The organism is Streptomyces corynorhini, assembly GCF_003346515.1.
GTDB lineage: Bacteria > Actinomycetota > Actinomycetes > Streptomycetales > Streptomycetaceae > Streptomyces > Streptomyces corynorhini.
Genome location: NZ_QQNA01000011.1, coordinates 53,916 through 75,728, shown reverse-complemented (window position 1 = coordinate 75,728; position 21,813 = coordinate 53,916). Strand labels below are relative to the sequence as shown.

Annotated in this window: 15 protein-coding genes; 2 read left to right on the top strand and 13 right to left on the bottom strand. The window is 72.3% G+C overall.

Features of this window, described 5'->3' with window-relative positions:
* Positions 1-248 precede the first annotated feature (248 nt).
* From obgE to rplU, 3 genes are all read right to left on the bottom strand, one after another.
* A complete protein-coding gene (gene obgE / locus DVH02_RS02330) occupies positions 249-1,685 on the bottom strand; it encodes a GTPase ObgE (protein ID WP_114621968.1) in 1,437 nt (478 codons plus the stop codon).
* A 134-nt stretch (positions 1,686-1,819) separates the two neighbouring features.
* Positions 1,820-2,074 carry a 50S ribosomal protein L27 gene (rpmA, locus tag DVH02_RS02325; protein WP_114621967.1) on the bottom strand — a complete coding sequence of 85 codons (255 nt, stop codon included), beginning with the start codon at positions 2,072-2,074 and terminating at the stop codon, positions 1,820-1,822.
* Positions 2,075-2,088: 14 nt separating this feature from the next.
* Positions 2,089-2,409 (bottom strand): 50S ribosomal protein L21, encoded by a 321-nt coding sequence (rplU, locus tag DVH02_RS02320; RefSeq protein WP_097869286.1) that lies wholly within the window; start codon positions 2,407-2,409, stop codon positions 2,089-2,091.
* A 546-nt stretch (positions 2,410-2,955) separates the two neighbouring features.
* Here rplU and DVH02_RS02315 point away from each other — a divergent pair.
* Together DVH02_RS02315 and DVH02_RS02310 are read left to right on the top strand one after the other, a co-directional pair.
* Positions 2,956-4,488 (top strand): glycosyltransferase family protein, encoded by a 1,533-nt coding sequence (locus tag DVH02_RS02315; RefSeq protein WP_114621966.1) that lies wholly within the window; start codon positions 2,956-2,958, stop codon positions 4,486-4,488.
* Complete coding sequence (locus tag DVH02_RS02310) at positions 4,485-5,111, top strand: acyltransferase (RefSeq protein ID WP_114621965.1); 627 nt, start codon at positions 4,485-4,487, stop codon at positions 5,109-5,111. Before DVH02_RS02315 ends, DVH02_RS02310 begins: the two co-directional genes overlap by 4 nt.
* Positions 5,112-5,209: 98 nt before the next feature.
* Here DVH02_RS02310 and DVH02_RS02305 read toward each other — a convergent pair whose 3' ends face one another.
* The 10 genes from DVH02_RS02305 to DVH02_RS02260 all read right to left on the bottom strand — a co-directional run bounded on the left by DVH02_RS02305 (position 5,210) and on the right by DVH02_RS02260 (position 21,796).
* Entirely contained in the window at positions 5,210-6,493 is a 1,284-nt protein-coding gene (locus tag DVH02_RS02305) for a nucleotide sugar dehydrogenase (protein WP_114621964.1), read from the bottom strand.
* Positions 6,494-6,498: 5 nt separating this feature from the next.
* Positions 6,499-8,121: a glycosyltransferase family 2 protein gene (locus DVH02_RS02300; RefSeq protein ID WP_114621963.1), complete on the bottom strand. Its 1,623-nt coding sequence runs from the start codon at positions 8,119-8,121 to the stop codon at positions 6,499-6,501.
* Positions 8,118-9,707: a glycosyltransferase family 4 protein gene (locus DVH02_RS02295; protein ID WP_233517992.1), complete on the bottom strand. Its 1,590-nt coding sequence runs from the start codon at positions 9,705-9,707 to the stop codon at positions 8,118-8,120. The genes DVH02_RS02300 and DVH02_RS02295 overlap by 4 nt, the downstream gene beginning before the upstream one ends.
* Positions 9,697-10,719 (bottom strand): Gfo/Idh/MocA family protein, encoded by a 1,023-nt coding sequence (locus DVH02_RS02290; RefSeq protein WP_114621962.1) that lies wholly within the window; start codon positions 10,717-10,719, stop codon positions 9,697-9,699. The genes DVH02_RS02295 and DVH02_RS02290 overlap by 11 nt, the downstream gene beginning before the upstream one ends.
* A complete protein-coding gene (locus DVH02_RS02285; protein ID WP_114621961.1) occupies positions 10,716-11,834 on the bottom strand; it encodes a DegT/DnrJ/EryC1/StrS family aminotransferase in 1,119 nt (372 codons plus the stop codon). Before DVH02_RS02285 ends, DVH02_RS02290 begins: the two co-directional genes overlap by 4 nt.
* A 334-nt stretch (positions 11,835-12,168) precedes the next feature.
* Positions 12,169-16,359: an Rne/Rng family ribonuclease gene (locus DVH02_RS02280; protein WP_114621960.1), complete on the bottom strand. Its 4,191-nt coding sequence runs from the start codon at positions 16,357-16,359 to the stop codon at positions 12,169-12,171.
* Positions 16,360-16,592: 233 nt separating this feature from the next.
* Positions 16,593-17,387, bottom strand: coding sequence for a TIGR03936 family radical SAM-associated protein (locus tag DVH02_RS02275; protein ID WP_114621959.1), 795 nt, complete (start codon positions 17,385-17,387; stop codon positions 16,593-16,595).
* Positions 17,388-17,629: 242 nt separating this feature from the next.
* Entirely contained in the window at positions 17,630-18,163 is a 534-nt protein-coding gene (locus DVH02_RS02270; RefSeq protein ID WP_114621958.1) for a GNAT family N-acetyltransferase, read from the bottom strand.
* A 21-nt stretch (positions 18,164-18,184) separates the two neighbouring features.
* Complete coding sequence (locus tag DVH02_RS02265; RefSeq protein ID WP_114621957.1) at positions 18,185-20,113, bottom strand: TIGR03960 family B12-binding radical SAM protein; 1,929 nt, start codon at positions 20,111-20,113, stop codon at positions 18,185-18,187.
* 57 nt (positions 20,114-20,170) lie between these two features.
* Positions 20,171-21,796, bottom strand: coding sequence for a CYTH and CHAD domain-containing protein (locus tag DVH02_RS02260; RefSeq protein ID WP_114621956.1), 1,626 nt, complete (start codon positions 21,794-21,796; stop codon positions 20,171-20,173).
* Positions 21,797-21,813: the final 17 nt, after the last annotated feature.

Genomic DNA, 21,813 nt, shown 5'->3' with positions numbered 1-21,813 from the left:
CAACCCCTGGTTCACCTGCGACGACGAGTGCGCCCGTGGGACGTGGAGCGGGGGCGCCCGTGAAGGACACCACAGAAGTTTCACGTACGAGCGCGAAGGGTCGCACATGAGAGAGGACGAGTTGCGTTCGGACGGTCACCCGGTGCGACAACGGGCGGTCGCGGCTGCTGCCGTGACCGCCCGCGCACGGCGCCGCGCCGACCGCCCGCGCACGGCGCCGCGCGACCCGGCGCCGGAGGATCCGCGGCTCAGAAGGGCCGGAACGTGTCGTACTCCTTCTGCGACTCGTCCCGCTCGGCGTCCCGATCGCGGCGGCGCTGCGCGGCCGGACGGGGCTCCTCCAGCCGGTGGTCCTCACCGCGTCGTCCGAGCATCTCGGCGCCCGCCATCATCGTCGGCTCCCAGTCGAAGACGACGGCGTCCTCCTCGGGGCCGATGGCCACGCCGTCGCCCGCGCGCGCGCCGGCCTTCATCAGCCGCTCCTCGACCCCGAGCCGGCTCAGCCGGTCCGCGAGATAGCCGACCGCCTCGTCGTTGTTGAAGTCGGTCTGCCGCACCCAGCGTTCGGGCTTCTCGCCCCGTACGCGGTAGATGCCGTCCTCCTCCAGCGCGACGGAGAAGCCCGCGTCGTCGACGGCCTTCGGGCGGATGACGATACGGGTCGCCTCCTCCTTCGGCTTGTCGGCGCGGGACTTGGCGACGATCTCGGCGAGGGCGAAGGACAGCTCCTTGAGGCCCATGTGGGCCACGGCGGAGACTTCGAGGACCCGGTAGCCGCGCTGCTCCAGGTCGGGCCGGATCATCTCGGCGAGATCCTTGCCGTCCGGGATGTCGATCTTGTTGAGGACGACGACGCGCGGCCGGTTGTCGAGCCCGCCGTACTGCGTCAGCTCCTCCTCGATCACATCGAGGTCGGTGAGCGGGTCACGGTCGGACTCCAGCGTGGCCGTGTCCAGGACGTGCACGAGGACGGAGCAGCGCTCGACGTGGCGCAGGAACTCCAGACCGAGGCCGCGGCCCTGGCTGGCGCCCGGGATCAGGCCGGGGACGTCCGCGATGGTGTAGACAGTCGAACCGGCGGTGACCACACCGAGGTTGGGCACGAGCGTGGTGAACGGGTAGTCCGCGATCTTGGGCTTGGCCGCCGAGAGGACGGAGATCAGCGACGACTTCCCGGCGCTCGGGTAGCCGACGAGCGCCACGTCGGCGACCGTCTTCAGCTCCAGGACGACGTCCCCGCTCCGGCCGGGCTCGCCGAGCAGCGCGAAGCCGGGCGCCTTGCGGCGGGCCGAGGCCAGCGCGGCGTTCCCGAGACCGCCCCGGCCGCCGTCGGCGGCGACGTAGGTGGTGCCCTCGCCGACCAGGTCGGCGAGCACGTTGCCGCGCTTGTCGAGGACGACGGTGCCGTCGGGCACGGGCAGGACGAGGTCGTGGCCGTCCTTGCCCGAGCGGTTGCCGCCCTCGCCCGGCTTGCCGTTGGTGGCCTTGCGGTGCGGCGAGTGGTGGTAGTCGAGCAGCGTGGTCACGGACTGGTCGACGACCAGGATGACATCCCCGCCCCGGCCACCGTTGCCGCCGTCGGGCCCACCGAGCGGCTTGAACTTCTCACGGTGTACGGAGGCGCAGCCGTGGCCTCCGTTACCCGCGGCGACATGCAGCTCGACGCGGTCCACGAAGGTGGTCATGGGGATTGCCTCCAGTACATACGGAAATGTCTTACGTGAGAACACACGAAGGGCGGACCCGCTTCCCGTCTCCGGGAAGTGAGGTCCGCCCTCGCGAAGAAAACCGTTCTACAGCGTGCCTGTGCCGGAACGGCTCAGGCGACCGGAACGATGTTCACGACCTTGCGGCCACGGCTGGTGCCGAACTCCACCGCGCCGGGGTTCAGCGCGAACAGCGTGTCGTCGCCGCCACGGCCGACGCCGGAACCCGGGTGGAAGTGCGTGCCGCGCTGGCGGACCAGGATCTCACCGGCGTTGACGACCTGACCGCCGAAGCGCTTCACGCCGAGCCGCTGAGCATTGGAATCGCGCCCGTTCCGAGTGGACGATGCGCCCTTCTTATGTGCCATGTCTCCTCAGTCCCTTACTTCGCAGCCGCGGGGATGCCGGTGACCTTGATCGCCGTGTACTGCTGGCGGTGGCCCTGGCGACGGCGGTAGCCCGTCTTGTTCTTGTAGCGAAGGATGTCGATCTTCGCGCCCTTGTGGTGGTCCACGATCTCCGCCGTGACCTTGATGCCGTCCAGCACCCACGGGTCGCTGGTGACGGCGTCGCCGTCGACCACGAGCAGGGTCGAGAGTTCGACCGTGTCGCCAACCTTGGCGGTGGGAATCTTGTCAACCTCAACGATGTCGCCGACAGCAACCTTGTGCTGGCGACCACCGCTGCGCACGATGGCGTACACGCGGATCTCACTCTCGCTCGGAACGGAAACCCCTGATGCCAGCCGCTCACACGGCCCGGGGGCCGTGACGATCCGGAAAGGACGAGCGGCCTCTTCCGACCGCGCCCGAAAGCGCTGGGAAGGTAGGTGCTCAGGGGTAGGCGCGCATACAAACACGCCGACGGTCAACAGTACGGGCCGCCCCGCACAGAATCAAACCGGGTCCTGGCCCGGGAAGAGCCGACTCCCCAAAGAAATACCCATTCTTCGACCCGCGACGGCGACACCCGTTCCGCGACACCCTGTTCGGATCGCGTCACCCTGCGTGGCGACAACTCCCGGCGCCGGGTACGGAAGCGGACGGAAGCGAGCAGAAGCCGACGGCGCCCCGCGGCAGCGGGCGATTCCCGGGCGCTCCCGGTGTTCATCCTGTGGTCACCGGGACTTACCCGTGCTGCGATACTCCGTACGGTCCATTCCTGACCCGGACCGTGGAGTCATACCGTGCTCTCCTCCCGTATCTCCGACGCATCATTGGCACGCATCGCGCGATGGGGCGTCGCGCGCATGGCCAAGACCGACTCTCCCGGTCTCGCCGAGCGCGTGCTGGGTATCGCCGCGCACCGTGTCCGGGACTCCCGCCTCAAGGCGGATGTCCTCGCCGAGGCCGCCGAGAGCCGGTTCGCCCTCGGGTACACCCCGCGCCATCTGCGCCAGGCGTACGCCGCGGAGCTGGCCTGCGCGGACGGACATCTGAAGGCGGGCCGGCAGAACGAGGCCGCCGCGTCCGTGGCCAAGGCCCTCCTGCTCGCCTTCCACCGGGGCCCGCACCTGGACAGTCTCTCCTCACCGCTCGCCACGGACCCGCGGGCGTTCACCGCCCCCCTGCGCGGCAGCGCGGCCATGCGCGTCCTGCGGGCGGGCCCCGGCCGCGAGGAGGCCGTGGCCGCGCCGCCCGCCGACCGGCCCCTGCGGCTGCTCGTCGCGTACAGCGCCAACAAGAATTTCCTGGCCGAGGTGATCGCGCGGTACGAGCACCACCCCGGGGTGGAGCTACGGGTCCTCGACACCGCCGCCGACCCCGGACTCGCGCCCCTCGCCAAGGGAATGGGCCGCATGACCGGGCGCAGGCTCGGCGGTCAGCAGGCGTACGGACGTCAGGCGGAGGCGGCGCTGCGGCCCCATCTGGACTGGGCCGATGTCGTCTTCATCGACTGGTGCGCCGCGGCTGCCGCCTTCTTCACGCTGGTCGACCCCGGGACGACCAGGATCGTCGTGCGGCTGCACAGCTACGAGGCGCTCACCCACTGGCCCCATCTCGTCGACTTCTCGCGCGTGGACGACCTCGTCTTCGTCAGTGAGCATCTGCGCGATCTGTCCGTGTCGGCCGTGCCGGGGCTCGGGGAGAAGAGCGCGCCGCGGCTCCATGTGATCGACAACGCCGTCCTGACCCGTCGTTTCGTCCGGCCCAAGACCCCGGACGCGCGGTTCACCCTGGGGCTCATGGGCACCAGCCAGATCGCCAAGGACCCGCGCTGGGCGCTGGAGGTCCTGCGGCTCGTACGGCGCGAGGACGCCCGGTACCGGCTCCAGCTCGTCGGCGGTCCCTTCAACTCCGCCGCACCCGGCGTGGAGCGCTACCGGCGAGCGTACGAAGCGGAGCTGGCGCCGCTGCGGGAGTCCGGCGCCGCCCGGCAGTTGGGCCGGAGCGAGGACGTTCCGGCGGCCTTCACCGAGATCGGGGTCGTCCTCAGCTCCTCCGTCCGCGAGAGCTGGTCGCTCAGCACCGTCGAGGGCGCGGCCAGCGCGGCCGTTCCGGTGGTACGCGACTGGCCCTTCTTCGCCGGGACGCCCCATGGTGCCCGCACGCTCTTCCCGGAGTCCTGGGTGGTCACCACCCCCGCGGAAGCCGCGGCCCGGGTGAGGGAAGTCACCGCCACCGAGGAGAGCTGGCTGGCGGCGGGCCGCGCGGCGTCCGCACACGCCCTGGCCACCTGGGACTGGGAGAGGACCGGCGCCCACTTCGACCGGCTGCTGCTGGACCGGGCCCCGGACATATGCTCGCCGGGCCATATCACCATCGGAAAGGCAGCAGAGTGAACTACAGGGTCCAGCCCTCCGCCCAGGTCGACGCGACCGCCGTGATCGGCGACGGCAGCAGCGTCTGGGATCTCGCCCAGATCCGTGAGCGGGCACGACTGGGCGAAGGCTGTGTGGTGGGACGGGGCGCGTACGTCGGCACCGGCGTCCTGATCGGCGACAACGTCAAGATCCAGAACTACGCCCTGGTGTACGAACCGGCCGAGTTGGCCGACGGCGTCTTCATCGGCCCCTCCGTGGTGCTCACCAACGACCACAACCCCCGCTCCGTCGACCCGGAGGGCAAGCAGAAGCGCGGCGACGACTGGGAGGCGGTCGGCGTGCAGATCGCCGAGGGAGCCTCCCTCGGCGCCCGCTCCGTCTGTGTCGCCCCGGTGCGCATCGGCCGCTGGTCCATGGTCGCCGCCGGTGCCGTGGTGACGAAGGACGTGCCGGACTTCGCTCTGGTCGTCGGGGTGCCCGCCCGCGCTGTCGGCTGGGTCGGCAGGGCCGGGGTACGGCTCGTGGCCCGCGAGGAGGAGCCGGGGGTGTGGGAGTGCCCGCAGACGGGCGCGCTCTACCGGGAGAGCCCGGAGGGTGCGTTGGCCGAGGTCACGGCCGAGCCGGACGCGCGCCTGCCGTAGCCGCGCCCCGGCGCGCGCCCGCGGCGAGAGGCCCGCGGCGAGGGGCCCGACAGCGCCTTCCGGCCGCCCTGTCGGACCCCTCACGGCGTCAGCGGACGTCAGCCGCCTATCACCACGCGCCGTACGCCCTGCCACGCCTCCGGGTCCGTGGTGCGGCGCCCGTCGACCAGCACCGTGACATCCGGCAGGTCGGCGGGGGTCAGCTCGCGGTACTCGGCGTGGTCGGCCTGGAGGATCGCCGCGGTGACCTTCTCGCCGTCGTGCGGCGTGAGGCCGTGCGCGGTCAGTTCCGCCGCCGTGTACATCGGGTCGGAGACATACGCGACCGCGCCGCGCGCCGTCAGCGCCTCGACCGTCGGGAAGACCCCGGAGAAGGCGGTCTCCTTGACGCCGCCGCGGTAGGCGGCCCCCAGCACCAGGACGTTCACCCCGGTCAGATCGCCGTAGGCGGCGGCGAGCAGATCGACGGCGTACTCCGGCATCGCCGCGTTGGCCTCGCGCGCCGACCGTACGACCGTGGCCGACGGGTCGTTCCACAGATACATCCGCGGATAGATCGGGATGCAGTGGCCGCCGACCGCGATACCCGGCTGGTGAATGTGGCTGTACGGCTGGCTGTTGCAGGCTTCGATGACCTTCTTGACGTCGATGCCGCTCTGATCGGCGAAGCGCGCGAACTGGTTCGCCAGCCCGATGTTGACGTCCCGGTACGTGGTCTCGGCGAGCTTGGCCAGCTCGGACGCCTCCGCCGTACCCAGGTCCCAGACACCGTTCGGCCGCGGCAGGTCCTCGCGGGCGTCGAAGTCGAGCACCGACTCGTAGAACTCGACACCGTGGAGCGCCGACGCCTCGTCGATGCCGCCGACCAGCTTCGGATACCGGCGCAGGTCCGCGAAGACCCGGCCGGTCAGCACCCGTTCCGGGGAGAAGACCAGAGGGAAGTCCGCACCGGCGGTGAGTCCCGAGCCCGCTTCCAGCATCGGTGCCCAGCGCGTACGGGTGGTGCCCACCGGCAGGGTGGTCTCGTACGAGACGAGCGTGCCCGGCCGCAGGCCCTTGGCGATCGCCTCGGTGGCCGAGTCCATCCACCCGAAGTCCGGTACGCCCTCGGCGTCCACGAAGAGCGGGACGACGACCACGACCGCGTCGGACTGCGCGACCGCCGCCGTGGTGTCCGTCGTCGCGGAGAGCAGGCCCTCGCCGACGGCCCGCTTCAGCTTGACGTCGAGATCGTGCTCGCCGGGGAAGGGCTCGGTGCCCGCGTTGACCAGCTCGACGACCTTCTCGTTGACGTCGGCGCCGATCACCCGGTGGCCCTTGGCCGCGAACTGCACCGCGAGCGGCAGACCGATCTTGCCGAGCGCGACTACACAGATATTCATCGGATTCACTTCCTCTTCAGCCGGGACAGCAGCCTGCGCAGGCGCGCGCCGGGGCCGGACGGGGCTTCCCACAGCGGCGCGGTGGCGACCACCAGCCGCCCCTTCGGATTCGTACGCGCCGAGGCACGGTACGGGTCGTCCTGCCCCCAGCGCCGTGCCAGCGGCAGTGGCACTCCCTTGCTGCGGATCGGTATCTCGTACGTGCTGCCCGCGACGTCGGCGTAGACCCGCACGCCGCGCTTGGACCTGGCCCGGTCGACGGGTATGCGGGCCGTCAGGATCGTGCTGGATCCGTCGGGCGCTTCCTCGTACGCGAACTCCCCCACCGGCGCGGGAAGTTCATGGCCGGCCGGCAGACGGCGCGCACCCGGCTTGTCGGCGGTGTCGGGCATGGCTCCCCGGGCCAGCCGCGCCACCACGCCGGAGCGCTCCCCCACCACCGGGACCCGCGCCACCAGGACGAACGTCATCGCGTCGGAGTTCTGCTCCCAGTGCGCGGAGACCAGCCGCGTACCGGCGGACATCCGGCCCGTCACCGCCTCCCCGAGCACCTCGAAGGCGCGGTCGGGCAGGGCGACACCCAGGTCCCGCAGACCCGGGTAACGGGCGAAGGCCCGCCCCTTGTCCAGCAGGAAGGGCGGCGCTCCGCGCGCCCCCTCCTCGCGGATCGCCCGCTCCAGCTCGGTCACGGCGCCCCGCTGGGCCAGCAGGAGCCGGACCCGGCGCTTGACGCCGAGCGAGTCGCGCAGGGCGTCGGACAGGTACGCGTCGACGAGCCGTCCCACTCCCTCGCACACCGCGCTCTGGGTCACACGGTCGAGGCGCGTGAAGTCGTCCTGGACGAGCTTGGAGATCTCCCAGGTGAAGTGGCGCTTGAACACGGCGTCGCGGTCGGGGCCCGGCTCGATCAGCGCGGCCGTGTGCTCCATGACGGCCGCGACGCAGCGGAGCCGCGCCAGATGATCGGCCCGGTACGTGATGTTACTGGCGTCGCCGCGCTTCACCGCGTAGTAGCACGTGTAGTCACCGAGGACCGATATCCTCCGGCTCCGTACGCACGCCTCGATGGTGAAGGGCTGGTCGCTGCCGACCGGCATGTCCTCCGGGAAGCGGAGCCCGTGCTTCTCGACGAGTTCGCGGCGGAAGAGCTTGGTGTTGGCCAGGGCGAACGGCAGTTCCTTGCCGTACAGACTGACGTCCGGGTCGTTCTTCAGGTAGAGCGACTGCCGGACGTAGCGGCCGTTGGTGCCGACCATCTTGCCGATGACCACGTCGGACTCGTGCTCGTCCGCGTAGCCGACCATCCGGGCGAGGGCTTCCTCGCCGAGGTGGTCGTCCGACCCGATGAAGTAGACGTACCGGCCGGTGGCGACATCCAGCGCCCGGTTGCTCGGCGCGGCGGGGCCACCGGAGTTCTCCTGATGGATGACCTTCACCGTGCCGGGGTAGCGGGCGGCGAAGCGGTCGAGTTCGGCGCCGCTGTCGTCCGTCGAACCGTCGTCGACGGCGACGACTTCGAGGCGGTCGAGCCCGATGGTCTGCCCCACGAGGGAGTTCAGGCAATCGGTGAGGTACGGCATGGTGTTGTATACGGCGACGACGACGCTGACGTCGGGTACGGAACTCATACGGTCGCTCCCACGGCTCTCTCTCGGTCGGTACGGGCGGCGGCCGGGGTCTGCCCGAGCAGCCGCGAGTACACCCCGTCGAGCACGTCGGCCTGCGCCTCCCAGGTCCAGGTGTCGAGCAGCCCCTTCCCGTCGTACACCTGGCGGTACTTCTTGGGATCCGCCAGTACGGCCTTGACCGCGCGGACGTAGTCAGCGACGTCCTCGGCCTTGAAGACCTCGCCCTGGCCGGTCTCGGCGACCATCTCGCCCATGGTCTTCACATCGCTGACCACGAAGGGCAGCCGGGCGTGCGAGTACTCGAAGAACTTGGTGATCAGGGCGATCTCGTGGTTCGGCCAGTGGTGGATCGGGATGACCCCCACGTCCGCCGTCGCCAGGAACCGCACGACCTGGTAGTGCGGCACGTACGGGAGGATGTGGACCCGGTCCGACACGCCCAGCTCTTCGGCGCGCGTCCGCAGCGTGTTCATGTACTCGGAGCCCGGCCGCAGGACGATGAACGCGACGTGTGTGCCGGGCAGCCGCGGCAGCGACTCGACCATGACGTCGAGCCCGCGCTGCGGAGCGGCGGCGCCACTGTATACGGCCAGCGGCACCTCCGGCCCGATCCCGCACAGCTCCCGCAGATCGGGCACCGGCTCCGCCGCCTGCTCCGGCGAGACCTCGGCGTCGGGCGCGTTGAGTACGATCTCGGGCGTCGCGGTCAGCCCGTGCCTCTCGGCGAGCATGTCGGCGAGGGTCGCGGAGACCGTGGTGACGGCGTCGGCGTACCTGGAGAACTCCCGCTCGTGCGCGATCTGGGCGATGTGCCAGCGCGGATGCGGGTTCCAGGGCTTGATCCCCGGCAGGAACTCGTGGGCGTCCCAGACGAGTTTGACGTCCCTGCCCTCGGCTTGCGCGCGCAGCTTCGCGCGGGCGCCGACCCCGATCATCCGGAAGTCGTTGGCGTGGATCAGATCGGGTTCGAGCGCGTCGACGACCTTCCCGTACGCCAGCTCCAGATCCAGCAGAAACGGATCGAGCCGGCGCCAGGCGCGGTCGCCCATGCTCCGCTTCCAGAACGCGGTGGTGAAGCGGTCCAGCTTGGAGGTCATCTCCTTGCGGCGGCGCTCCAGCGCGTACGTCCGCTCCAGGCGCAGGCCGACCCACTTGCTGAGGATCCTGGCCGCGACCCGCTGGGGTACGAGAGCCGCCTTGCGCGGGGCCGAGCCCTTCAGCCTGGCCTCGATGAGCCGGATGTTCAGCTCAGAGCGCCACGCCTTCACCCGCTGCTTGCGGTACGCGGCGAGCGGGCCGGCCGGGTAGGCCAGCGGGGAGCGCAGTATCGCGCGGCGGTACTCGTGCCGCCGCCGGTTCATCGGAGCGGGCACGTGCAGCAGCCGCACCTCGGCGTCACCGAGGTACCAGCTCTGCTGCTTCTTGGTGGGCGACTTGCCCAGGAGGACGACGTCCCAGCCCGCCTCGGCCGCGGAACGCGCTTCCTTCTGGACCCGGGAGTCGCCGTTGACCCCGTTGTCGACCAGCATCACGATCCGGCCGCGGGTGCCTTCGCGGCGCTCCGGCGTCACCTTGTCAGCCCCCATGGTTGGCAAGCTCTCCTGTCTCAAGAACCACCGTGCGGCCGCTGGCGGCCGACTCCAGTACCGATGCCGCGACCTCGACCGTGCGCAGCCCCTGCCGCAGGGTGCAGATGTCGCTCGGCTCGCCCAGGACCGCGTCCCGGAAGAGTTCGTGCTCGACGAGCAGCGGCTCGCGCTTGGGGATCGCGTAGCGGATCATGTCGCCCTCGGATACGCCGCGGAAGGCGCGCAGGGCCTCCCACTCGGTGGTGACGGCCGCGTTCGAGTGGAACGTGAGGTCGGCGGTGAGGGTGTCGGCGATGAAGCAGCCGCGCTCGCCGGTGACCGAGGTGAAGCGTTCCTTCAGCGGGCTCAGCCAGTTGACCAGGTGGTTGACCATGGTGCCGTCGGTCAGGCGGCCGACGGCGGAGACCATGTCCTCGTGCGGACGGCCGCTCTTGGACACGGTGTGGGCGGAGATCGAGGTGTACTCCTGTCCCGTCACCCAGCCGGTCAGGTCGATGTCGTGGGTGGCCAGGTCCTTGACCACGCCGACATCGGCGATGCGGTGCGGGAAGGGGCCCTGGCGACGGGTGACGACCTGGTAGACGTCGCCCAGTTCACCGGCCTCCAGCCGGGCGCGCAGGCTGAGCAGGGCCGGGTTGCAGCGTTCGATGTGGCCGACACCGGCCACCAGAGCGCGGGCCTCGAAAGCCTCCACGAGCCGACGCGCGCCCTCGACCGTGTCGGCGAGGGGCTTCTCCAGAAGGGCGGCGACGCCCGCCCCTGCCAGCTGGAGGCCGACCTTCTCGTGCAGCGCGGTGGGGCAGGCGACGACCGCGTAGTCGACGCCGAGTTCCAGCAGTTCGTCGACGGTCGACAGCACAGGGACTCCCTGCGCCGCTCCGTATTTGTCCCCCATCGGGTCGACGACCCCGACCAACCGGACGCCCTCAAGACCGGCCAGTACCCGGGCGTGATGACGTCCCATCGAACCGAGCCCGATCAGCCCGGCTCTCAGCCCCCCAGTACTCACAGACTCTCTCCCAATCCGTTGACGACGGTGACGATGCGCTCCAGGTCCTCCGCCGTGAGCGCGGGGTGCACGGGCAGCGAGACGACCTCGGCCGCGGCGCGCTCCGTCTCCGGCAGCTCCCAGCCGCGACCGGCCTTCTGGTCCGGCTCCCAGTACGGCTTCAGCCGGTGGATCGGGGTGGGGTAGTAGACGGCGTTGCCGATCCCCGCCTCCGAGAGCCGTGCCATCGCCGCGTCGCGGTCCCCCCGGATCCGGACGGTGTACTGGTGGTAGACGTGCCGGGCGCCCTCGGCGACCGTGGGCGTGACCACGTTCGGCGCGGTGATGTGCCCGTCGAGGTACGCGGCGTTGGCCCGGCGCCGCTCGGTCCATCCGTCGAGCTTCGTCAGCTGGACGCGGCCCACGGCGGCGGACACGTCGGTCATGCGCATGTTGGCGCCGACGATCTCGTTGGCGTACCGCTGCTCCATGCCCTGGTTGCGCAGCAGCCGCAGGGTACGGGCGACTTCGGCGTCACCGGTGGTCACCATGCCGCCCTCCAGGGCGTGCATGTTCTTGGTCGGGTAGAAGCTGAACGTCCCGCCGGAGCCGAAGGCGCCGACGGGCGTGCCGTCGAGCGCCGCGGCGTGTGCCTGGCAGGCGTCCTCGACCACGGCGAGGCCGTGCTTCTCGGCGAGCGGCATCAGCCGGTCCATCGCGGCCGGGTGACCGTACAGGTGCACCGGCATGATCGCGGCGGTGCGCGGGGTGATCGCGGCCTCGACCGCGGCCGGGTCCAGGCAGAAGCTGTCCGGCTCGATGTCGGCGAAGACGACGTCGGCGCCGACCAGCCGGACCGCGTTCGCCGACGCGGCGAACGAGAACGACGGCACGATCACCTCGTCACCCGGGCCGATGCCCAGGGCGAGGAGGAGCAGGTGGAGGGCCGAGGTGCCGGAGTTGACGGCCACGCAGTGGGCGCCTCCCACCAGCTCCGCGAAGCCCGCCTCGAAAGCGGCCACTTCGGGGCCCTGCACGACACGGCCGGTACGCATGACACGTACGGCGGCATCGATCTCCTCTTCACCGATGACCGGGCTGGCAGCCGGGATGGGCCGCGCGTCACTGCTCGGCATGGACGTCCTCCTTGAACACCGCGAGAGATCTCGGGACTGAGGTCTGGAGCGCGGCGGACATCGGACGAGGCCGCGTCACCCCCCGGCGCGACACCCACGCTCTGCCTGAGGAGGGAGAGACGGCGGGCCAGGGCGGACAATCGCCGCAGTCTCCAGGCAGGGAAGGCACACATCGGCGACCGTCGGTAAGATTATCAGGAGTTTCTCATCAAATTGCCGACACGTTAACGCACGGGCCACGCGCACCCCGGACGCGCGGGGCCGGACAGACCGGTGCCCCGCCCTGGAACCACAGGACGGGGCACCGGTCTGCTCAACGGCGTACCACCGACGGTCAGTTGTCCGTCGGCGCCGACACTCCGCGCGGCGACTGCTGCTCGGCGGCGGCGGTCTTCTTCGACGTCGACTTGGCCGTGGTCTTCTTGGCCGTCGTCTTCTTCGCCGTGGCCTTCTTGGCGACCGTCTTCTTGGCCGCCGCCTTCTTCGCGGGGGCCTTCTTGGCGGGCGCCTTCTTGGCCGTCTTGCGGACCGCCTTCTTGGCCGGAGCGGACTCCTCCTCGGTGGCCGAGGTGTCCGCCGCGGGCTCGGCGGCCGGTACGGGCTCCACCGGCTCGGCGGCCGGCTCGACCACGACGACGCCCGCGTCCTCGGCGCCCGAGGGCGAACCGGCGGGCGCGGTCGCCTTACGGGTCGCCCGGCGGCGCGCACGCGGCGGGGCGGCCACGGGGGCCTCCTCGGCGGCGGGCGCCTCCTGCGCGACCGGCTCGGCCGCGACGGGCTCCGGCGCGGGCTCGGTACGGACCGGCAGGACCACCTCGGCCGCCGCCGTCTCCGCGTCGGCCGCCTTCGGCGAACCGGCCGGGGCCGACGCCTTACGGGTGGCCCGGCGGCGGGTACGGCCCACGGGGGCCGCCTCCTCGGCGGGCGCCTCCGGCTCGGCGGCCGGGGCGGGCGCGGGCTCCGGGGTCGCGACGGGGGCCTCGACGGCCTCCGCCACCTCCGCGGCCTCCGCCTTCGGCTCCGTACCGCGCGGCGACCCGGCCGGGGCCGACGCCTTGCGCGACGCCCGGCGGCGCGAGCGTCCGCGTACGGCGGCCTCCGCCTCCGCGACGCTGCTGTACAGCTCCTCGTCCGGGACGAACTCCGGCTCGGCGAGCGCGACCGGGGCGGCCACCTCCGCCGCGACCTCGGCCTCGGACTCGCTCTCCGTGGCCGCCGTCTCGTGCTCGTGCTCGTGCTCCGTACCCGAGGCACCGCCGCGACCGCGCTTCTTGGCGCGCTTGCCGTTGCCACCGGCGGTCGTGGGCTGCTCCATGTGGACGATCACACCGCGGCCGTTGCAGTGGACGCAGGTCTCGGAGAACGACTCCAGCAGGCCCTGGCCCACCCGCTTACGGGTCATCTGGACCAGACCGAGCGAGGTGACCTCGGCGACCTGGTGCTTCGTACGGTCGCGGCCCAGGCACTCCAGCAGTCGGCGCAGCACCAGATCCCGGTTGGACTCCAGCACCATGTCGATGAAGTCGATCACGACGATGCCGCCGAGGTCCCGCAGCCGCAGCTGGCGGACGATCTCCTCGGCCGCCTCCAGGTTGTTCCTGGTGACGGTCTCCTCCAGGTTGCCGCCCTGGCCGGTGAACTTCCCGGTGTTGACGTCGACCACGATCATGGCCTCGGTCTTGTCGATGACCAGCGAGCCGCCGCTCGGCAGCCAGACCTTGCGGTCCAGCGCCTTCATCAGCTGCTCGTCGATGCGGTACGTCGCGAAGACGTCGACCTCGCTGGTCCAGCGCGAGAGCCGGTCGGAGAGGTCCGGCGCGACGTGCGCGACGTAGCCGCTGATGGTCTGCCACGCGTCGTCGCCGCTGACGATGACCTTCGAGAAGTCCTCGTTGAAGATGTCGCGGACGACCCGGACGGTCATGTCGGGCTCACCGTAGAGAAGGGTCGGCGCGTTGCCGCTCTTCGCCTTCTTCTTGATGTCCTCCCACTGCGCCTGGAGCCGCTCGACGTCCCGGCGCAGCTCGTCCTCGCTGGCGCCCTCGGCGGCCGTACGGACGATGACGCCCGCGTCCTCGGGGACGATCTTCTTGAGGATGGTCTTCAGCCGGGCCCGCTCGGTGTCGGGCAGCTTGCGGCTGATGCCGGTCATCGAGCCCTCGGGCACGTACACGAGGTAGCGGCCGGGCAAGGAGACCTGGCTGGTCAGCCGGGCTCCCTTGTGGCCGATCGGGTCCTTCGTCACCTGGACGAGCACCGACTGGCCGGACTTGAGCGCGGTCTCGATACGGCGCGGGCCGTTGGCCATGCCGAGCGCCTCGAAGTTGACCTCACCGGCGTACAGGACGGCGTTGCGCCCCTTGCCGATGTCGACGAAGGCGGCCTCCATGGACGGCAGTACGTTCTGCACCTTGCCCAGGTAGACGTTGCCGACGTAGCTGGTGGCCTGCTCCTTGTTGACGTAGTGCTCGACGAGCACGTTGTCCTCCAGGACGCCGATCTGGGTGCGCTCGCCGCTCTGGCGGACGACCATCACCCGCTCGACGGCCTCGCGGCGGGCCAGGAACTCGGCCTCGGTGATGATCGGCACCCGGCGGCGGCCCTGCTCGCGGCCTTCGCGGCGGCGCTGCTTCTTGGCTTCGAGGCGGGTCGAGCCCTTGATGGACTGCACCTCGTCGGCGCCGGTGCCCGGCTCGCGCTCGGTGGTCTCCTTGGCGCGCCGCTCACGCGGCTCGCGGACCTTGACGACGGTACGTTCCGGGTCGTCCCCGTTCGAGCCGGTGCCGGAGCCCGAGCCCGACTCGGCCTCGGCGCCGCTGTCGCCGCTGCGGCGGCGCCTGCGCCGACGGCGGCGGCTGCTGGAGGAGCCGCCACCGGAGGCCGCCTCGTTGTCCTCGTGCTCGTCCTCGTCGGCCGGGGCGCTGTCGCGCTGGTCGTCGTGGTGGTCGTCCCGCTCGGCGGCGCCGCCGTCGGAGTGCTCGGCGGCGTCCTCGTGCCGGTCGTCCGAGTCGTCGCGTCGCTCGTCGCGCTCGGAGTCCTCGGCCGACTCGCCCCGGCGACGGCGGCGACCGCCCCGGCGACGGCGGCGCGAGGGACGGTCCTCGTACTCGTCCGAGTCGTCGCCCTCCGCGACCGGCTCCGTCTCGGCGGCGGCTTCGGCGTCCTCGTGCTCCTCGGCGCTCTCGCGCTCCGGACGGGTGGTGGCGGTGCGCTCGGTCTCGGCGGGCTCCGCCGGGGCCTCGCCGCGACGGCGGCGCCTGCGGCGGCCCGAGGGCTCGGGCGCCGCGGTCGGCTCGGGCGCGGCCTCGGCGGCCGTCACGGCATCGGTGGCGTCCTCTTCCTCGTCCGCCTCGTCGGGCTGTCCGTAACCGGCGGCGGCCATGGCGGCGGCCGTCTCCGGGGTCTGGAACATCGGCTCGGTGAAGACGGGGGCCTGGAAGACGGCGACGGCGGGGCGGGCCGTACGGCGGCGGGAGGAGCGCTCGGGGGCCTCGGCCCGCTCCTCCTTGGCCCGGCCGCTCTCCTTGGCGCGCTTCTCCCTGACGGGCTCGGGCGCGGCGGCGGGGGGCTGCTCGGCGGCAGCGGCGGCGGGCGCGGTCGCGGGGGCGGTGGCCCTGCGGCGCGTACGGCCCCGGGTGGCGGCCTTCTCGGCGGCCTGGACGTGCTCCTCGTCGGCGGCGATCCGGGTGACGGTGTCGTCCGGCAGGCTCTCGCCCCGGGCCGTCGTGTCGTTCTCCGCGGCCTCCGCGGACTCCACGGGCTCCGGCGCGCCCGCGGGCGCGGTGGCCCTGCGGGTGGCACGGCGGCGGGCGCGCGGCGCGGCGGCCGGCTCCTCGGCCGGGGTCTCCTCGGCGGCGGGCGCCGCCACGGCGGGCGCCTCGGCGGCCTGCACCGGCTCGGCGACGATCTCGGCCGCGGCCTCGGAGGCGGTGGTGGCGGGCGCGGTGACCTTACGGGTGGCGCGGCGCCGCGCACGCGGCGCGGCGGCGGGCTCCTCGGCGACGGGCGTCTCCGGAGCGGCGGCGGGCGCCTCGGGAGCGACGGCCTCAGGAGCGGGCGCATCGGGAGCGACGGCCTCGGCAGCGGGTGTCTCGGCGGCGACCGGCTCGGGCGCTGCCGTCTTACGGACCGCACGGCGACGCGCACGCGGCGCCGCCACCGGCTCCTGCGAGGCGGGCGCCTCGGGAGCGACGGCCTCAGGGGCGGCCTCGGGGGCGGCCTCAGGAGCGGCGGCCTCGGCCGCGACCGGCTCCGGCGCCGCCGTCTTACGGACCGCACGGCGACGCGCACGCGGCGCCGCCACCGGCTCCTCCGGGGCGGCGGGCTCCGCGGAGCCCGAAGCGGCGGCCGGTGTGATCGTCTCCGTCACGCTTCCGGGGTCCTTGACCTCGGCGGCGACCGGCGGGCCTGCCGGGCGGGACGCGGCGCGGCGCCTGCGGCGCGGCGGCAGCGTGTCGCTGGGTGAGTTGTTCTCTTCGTTGGCGCTGGTGTCCCCGGGGGTACCGGGTTCGGTGGACTCGAGCATGCGGGGGTTTCTCCCGTCACGCTCCCGGGCGCCGCGCCTTGTTCCGGTCCGGCCGCGGCCCGCGCGGTGCGCGGTTGCCGCCGTCCGGGGCGCGGGCGCCGCACGGGAGCTGTATGTCTGTGGTCGCCGGTTCCCTACGCGATGTACGCACGGCCTGGCGAAAGTCTTCTGGTCAGTGCGCCGCCCGACCCAGGTGGCTCCCGAGTCCTGGGGCTGCGCTACAACGACCGCTCCTACGCGGAACCTGCACCTTCAGGCGCCTTCGCGGCGGCGGATCCGGCGGCCTCGGTTGGGGCGGGCCGGTCTGCCTCGCGGTCGGGCGCGAGCGGGTCGGTCACCGTGCCGCTCTCCTCGTCGAAGAGCCCCTGCGCCAGCCTGGTCACCGCTGCGGGGACCGGCGGCGCCAGGTCGGCCACAGCTCGGAGACCGGACAGGACGTCGTCGGGTCGGACGGCAGGTGTTACGTGCCGAACCACCAGCCGCAGTATCGCACAGGGCCCGACCCCCGGCCTATCAGGCTGTGGACGGGTCGGCTGCGGGTCGACCTCCAGGCCGGCCACGGCGCCGCGCGCGTCGAAGGTGCGCAGACCGTTCTTGCCCCGGCGCTGCACCTCCACCGTCTCGGCGGCGAGGAACGCGGACACGGCGTGTGCCGCCTCCTCCTGGCTGACGCCTTCCAGCCGCAGCTCCCATACGGAAGCGGTCAGCCGGTCGGCGAGTCCCGACGTACGGGCCTCGACGGCGTCGATGATGTCGAGGCCCGCGGGCAGCGACTCGTCGAGCAGCTCGCGCAGCTTGTCCGGGTCGCGCGCCTCCACGAGGGCGATCTCCAGGAACTCGGCCTCGCTGCCCGTGCCGGTGGGTGCGGCATTGGCGTACGACACCTTGGGGTGCGGGGTGAATCCGGCCGAGTAGGCCATGGGCACCTCGGCACGGCGCAGCGCCCGCTCGAAAGCGCGCTGGAAGTCACGGTGACTGGTGAACCGGAGGCGGCCACGCTTGGTGTAGCGCAGTCGGATGCGCTGCACCGCCGGTGCGGGCGGCGGGCCTTCGGGCTGTCGCTTGCCCAGTGGTTCTTCTCCTCGGTGCGAGCGGTACGCGGTGACGCGCCGCCCTTGGACGTGGGGGCCACCCCGGATCCCGGTTCACCCGCGCGGTCGCGGAGAGATCTCGGGTGCGGGTGCCGCGCCGGGACGATCGTTGTACTACCCAGAGTACGCGCACGGCCGCCCGGCGGTTCCGCAGGCTCGTACGCACGTACTCCGCGTTCCTACCCGCCCGTGGCCACCCAGAACCGCAGCTTTCCGCCCCGCTCGTCCTCCAGCACCCCGCCGGCCCCCTCGATGACCTTCCGCGAGCCCTCATTGGTGGTGTCGCAGGTGACGAGCACGGAGTCGATCCCGATGCGCCGCGCCACCGGCAGCGACGCGATCAGCATCGCGGTGGCGTGCCCCTGCCGACGCGCGGTGGGCCGGACGGCATAGCCGATGTGGCCGCCCAACTCGCGCAGGAACGGGTTGAGCCGGTGCCTGATCGAGAGGCGGCCGAGGAAGGTGCCGCCCTCCGCGTACCAGAGCGTCGTGCTGGGCACCCACCCCTCGGACCTGGGCGTCTCCTCCAGCGGCTCGGCGTTCAGCCGCGCCACGTACTCCGCGAAGACCTCGGGCCGGTGCCAGGTGGCGCCGTACCGCTCCATCTCGTGGCGGAGCAGCGACCGTTCCCCCGCGTCCTCCTCGACGAACTCTTTCATCGCGTCGAGGAAGGAGGCGTGGACCCGGATGTCGGGTGCGATGAATCGGGGCATCGCACCATTGTGCGCCCGGGGCTACGTGACGACGGTGAGCGGCAGCAGCTTCTTGCCCGTGGGGCCGATCTGGATGGACGTGTCCATCTGCGGGCAGACCCCGCAGTCGAAGCACGGTGTCCAGCGGCAGTCCTCGACCTCGGTCTCGTCGAGCGAGTCCTGCCAGTCCTCCCAGAGCCAGTCCTTGTCGAGGCCCGAGTCCAGGTGGTCCCAGGGCAGGACCTCCTCGTAGGAGCGCTCGCGCGTGGTGTACCAGTCGACGTCCAGACCGACGGCGGGCAGCTCCTTCTCCGCGCACGCCATCCAGCGGTCGTACGAGAAGTGCTCGCGCCAGCCGTCGAAGCGACCGCCGTCCTCGTATACGGCCCGGATGACGGCGCCGACGCGGCGGTCGCCCCGGGAGAGGAGGCCCTCGACGATGCCGGGCTTGCCGTCGTGGTAGCGGAAGCCGATCGAGCGGCCGTACTTCTTGTCGCCGCGGATCTTGTCGCGGAGCTTGGTCAGCCGGGCGTCGGTCTCCTCGGCGCTGAGCTGCGGGGCCCACTGGAAGGGGGTGTGCGGCTTGGGTACGAAGCCGCCGATGGAGACGGTGCAGCGGATGTCGTTCTGGCCGGAGACCTTGCGGCCCTCGGCGATCACGTTCACCGCCATGTCGCCGATCTGGAGGACGTCCTCGTCGGTCTCGGTGGGCAGGCCGCACATGAAGTAGAGCTTCACCTGCCGCCAGCCGTTGCCGTACGCGGTGGAGACCGTACGGATCAGGTCCTCCTCCGACACCATCTTGTTGATGACCTTGCGCAGCCGCTCGGAGCCGCCCTCGGGGGCGAAGGTCAGACCGGACCTGCGGCCGTTCCTGGTCAGCTCGTTGGCGAGGTCGACGTTGAAGGCGTCCACGCGGGTGGAGGGCAGGGAGAGGCCGATCTTGTCCGCCTCGTAGCGGTCGGCGAGGCCCTTGGCGACGTCGCCGATCTCACTGTGGTCGGCGGAGGAGAGCGAGAGCAGTCCGACCTCCTCGAAGCCGGTCGCCTTCAGCCCCTTCTCGACCATGTCGCCGATGCCGGTGATGGAGCGCTCGCGCACCGGGCGGGTGATCATGCCGGCCTGGCAGAAGCGGCAGCCCCGGGTGCAGCCGCGGAAGATCTCCACGGACATCCGCTCGTGGACGGTCTCGGCGAGCGGGACGAGGGGCTGCTTCGGGTAGGGCCACTCGTCGAGGTCCATGACGGTGTGCTTGGACACCCGCCACGGGACCCCGCTGCGGTTGGGTACGACGCGGGCGATCCGGCCGTCCGCGAGGTACTCGACGTCGTAGAAGCCGGGGACGTACACCCCGCCGGTCCTCGCCAGCCGGAAGAGGACCTCCTCGCGCCCGCCGGGGCGGCCCTCCGCCTTCCAGGCGCGGACGATCTCGGTGATCTCCAGGACGGCCTGCTCGCCGTCGCCGATGACCACGCAGTCGACGAACTCCGCGATCGGCTCGGGGTTGAAGGCGGCGTGTCCGCCCGCGAGCACGATGGGGTGGTCGACGGTACGGTCCCGGGCCGCCAGCGGGATGCCCGCGAGGTCCAGGGCCGTGAGCATGTTGGTGTAGCCCAGCTCGGTGGAGAAACTCAGCCCGAAGATGTCGAACGCGCCCACCGGGCGGTGGGAGTCCACGGTGAACTGCGGGAGCTTGTGCTCCCGCATCAGCTCTTCGAGGTCGGGCCAGACGCTGTAGGTGCGCTCCGCGAGGACGCCCGCGCGCTCGTTGAGCACCTCGTAGAGGATCATGACGCCCTGGTTGGGCAGCCCGACCTCGTAGGCGTCGGGGTACATCAGCGCCCAGTGGACGTCGCAGTCGTCCCACTCCTTGACGGTGGAGTTGAGTTCACCGCCGACGTATTGGATCGGCTTCTGCACATGCGGGAGCAGTGCTTCGAGCTGTGGGAAGACCGACGCAGCAGCAGACATCTCGCGACTTTCGTGGGCGGGCACGGCCCGTCTCCGGACCGGGGATGACCATCCAGACTACCCCGGCGTCCAGCGGCCACGCGCCGTCCGGATTCGGTGGGCCGACGCCTTCGACCACAGCTTCGGCAGCTCCCGCTCCAGCCGCTCGGCCAGGGCCGCCTCCCCGCCGTACAGCAGCCCCCAGGTGAACGTGGGCTCGCCCGCCGCGTGCGCCTCGCGCGCCAGCTCCCGCAGGGCGTCGCGGGCCAGCACGCTGTCCTGGTGGTCGCCGAGGAGTGCCTGTACGTCCTTCATCCGCGCGGCGTACCGCTCGGCGGTCCCGCCGAGCGCGGGCCGCGCCGCCTCGGCCGCGTATCTGGCGCGCTTGGCCGCCTTGCGCGCCTCGTGCAGCGCGCGGTCCCGCTCGCGGCCCGGCGGGAGCGCCAGCGCCCGGTCGACGCGGCCTGCCAGCCGGGCGTGGGCCTTGAGGACGCGTCCCGGCAGCGCCTGCAGGGCGGGCGCGGCGGCGGCGGGGCGCAGCGGCGGATCGGCCAGGACGGCGTCGAGCGCGTCGAGCAGGGCCAGGTACCGGGCGCTGTCCAGGACGGCGAGGGTGTGGGCGCGGGCGCCCGCCCGCCGGACGCCCTCCCAGCTCCGCAGCCGGGCGCGTACCGGGCCGAGGAGCAGGTCGGCGGGGAGCGCGTCGATTCGGGCGCGCAGCCGCAGGGCGAGGACCTCGTGGTCGCGGTCGACGCCGAGGCACGCCGCGAGCCACTTCAGCTCCCCGGCGACGGGGTCGGTGACCGGCCGGTCGAGGAGCGCGCGGTAGGTACGGAGCGCGGAGCGCAGCCTGCGGGTGGCGACGCGCATCCGGTGCACGGAGTCCGGCAGGTCGCGGCGGACGGCGGGGTCGTGGGCGGCGACGGCGTCGGCCTGTTCCCGCAGATACGCCAGCACCTGCTCTCCGGCGGTGACGGGACCGGGGCCAGGGGCAGGACCGGGGCCAGGGGCGGCGCTCTCCCCCGCCACCGGCTCGCCCGGCGCCCCGTCCCCTCCCGGCCGCTCCGTGGCCGTCCGCTCCAGCGCCCGGACCGCCTGGGGCCCCGGGGCGCCGCGTCGCGGCCAGGACCGGCGCAGCGCCGCGTCCACGGCGTCCAGGAGCGCGGGGGCGGCGTCCTCGCCCGGCGCCAGTCCGGTCTCGGTCCACTCGGCGGTGGCGCCGCTCCCGTCGAGCCGCCGGGCCCGTACGGTGTCCACGCCCACCTCGGCGACCAGCGCGTCGCGCGCGTCGAACAGCCGGGTGACGTCCCGCGAGGTGCGCAGCCGCAGCACGGGGACCAGCGCGGCGCCCCGGGCGCGGGAGCGCACCAGCGCGGCCAGCGCGGGCGGGACGGTGCCGCTGAGCGGCAGCCCGATCGCGTCGCGGGCGCCGTCGGCGCCGGGCAGCTCCAGCAGCCAGCCCGCCGCGTCGCCGCCCGCCGTCCTGCGCAGGGTGACGGAGGCGGCGGCCAGCCGCAGATCGGCGGTGTCGTAGTGGACCGTGTCGAGTTCCGCGACGCCCTGCGGCAGAACGGCCGCGACGCCGCCGACCCCGGTCAGATCGGGGAGGGCGGCGTCGTGGCCGGGGTTCTCGTAGGTCCGCACGGTCTTCCGTCCGGACTTTCCTCCGGCCTTCCGTACGGTCCGCCGCTCGGTGTCGCCCATGGGACGAACCTAACCGG

Coding starts and splice junctions, on each gene's coding strand:
- obgE (WP_114621968.1), bottom strand. CDS start 1,685: ATGACCACCTTCGTGGACCGCGTCGAGCTGCATGTCGCCGCGGGTAAC.
- rpmA (WP_114621967.1), bottom strand. CDS start 2,074: ATGGCACATAAGAAGGGCGCATCGTCCACTCGGAACGGGCGCGATTCC.
- DVH02_RS02315 (WP_114621966.1), top strand. CDS start 2,956: ATGGCCAAGACCGACTCTCCCGGTCTCGCCGAGCGCGTGCTGGGTATC.
- DVH02_RS02305 (WP_114621964.1), bottom strand. CDS start 6,493: ATGAATATCTGTGTAGTCGCGCTCGGCAAGATCGGTCTGCCGCTCGCG.
- DVH02_RS02300 (WP_114621963.1), bottom strand. CDS start 8,121: ATGAGTTCCGTACCCGACGTCAGCGTCGTCGTCGCCGTATACAACACC.
- DVH02_RS02295 (WP_233517992.1), bottom strand. CDS start 9,707: ATGGGGGCTGACAAGGTGACGCCGGAGCGCCGCGAAGGCACCCGCGGC.
- DVH02_RS02285 (WP_114621961.1), bottom strand. CDS start 11,834: ATGCCGAGCAGTGACGCGCGGCCCATCCCGGCTGCCAGCCCGGTCATC.
- DVH02_RS02280 (WP_114621960.1), bottom strand. CDS start 16,359: ATGCTCGAGTCCACCGAACCCGGTACCCCCGGGGACACCAGCGCCAAC.
- DVH02_RS02270 (WP_114621958.1), bottom strand. CDS start 18,163: ATGCCCCGATTCATCGCACCCGACATCCGGGTCCACGCCTCCTTCCTC.
- DVH02_RS02265 (WP_114621957.1), bottom strand. CDS start 20,113: ATGTCTGCTGCTGCGTCGGTCTTCCCACAGCTCGAAGCACTGCTCCCG.
- DVH02_RS02260 (WP_114621956.1), bottom strand. CDS start 21,796: ATGGGCGACACCGAGCGGCGGACCGTACGGAAGGCCGGAGGAAAGTCC.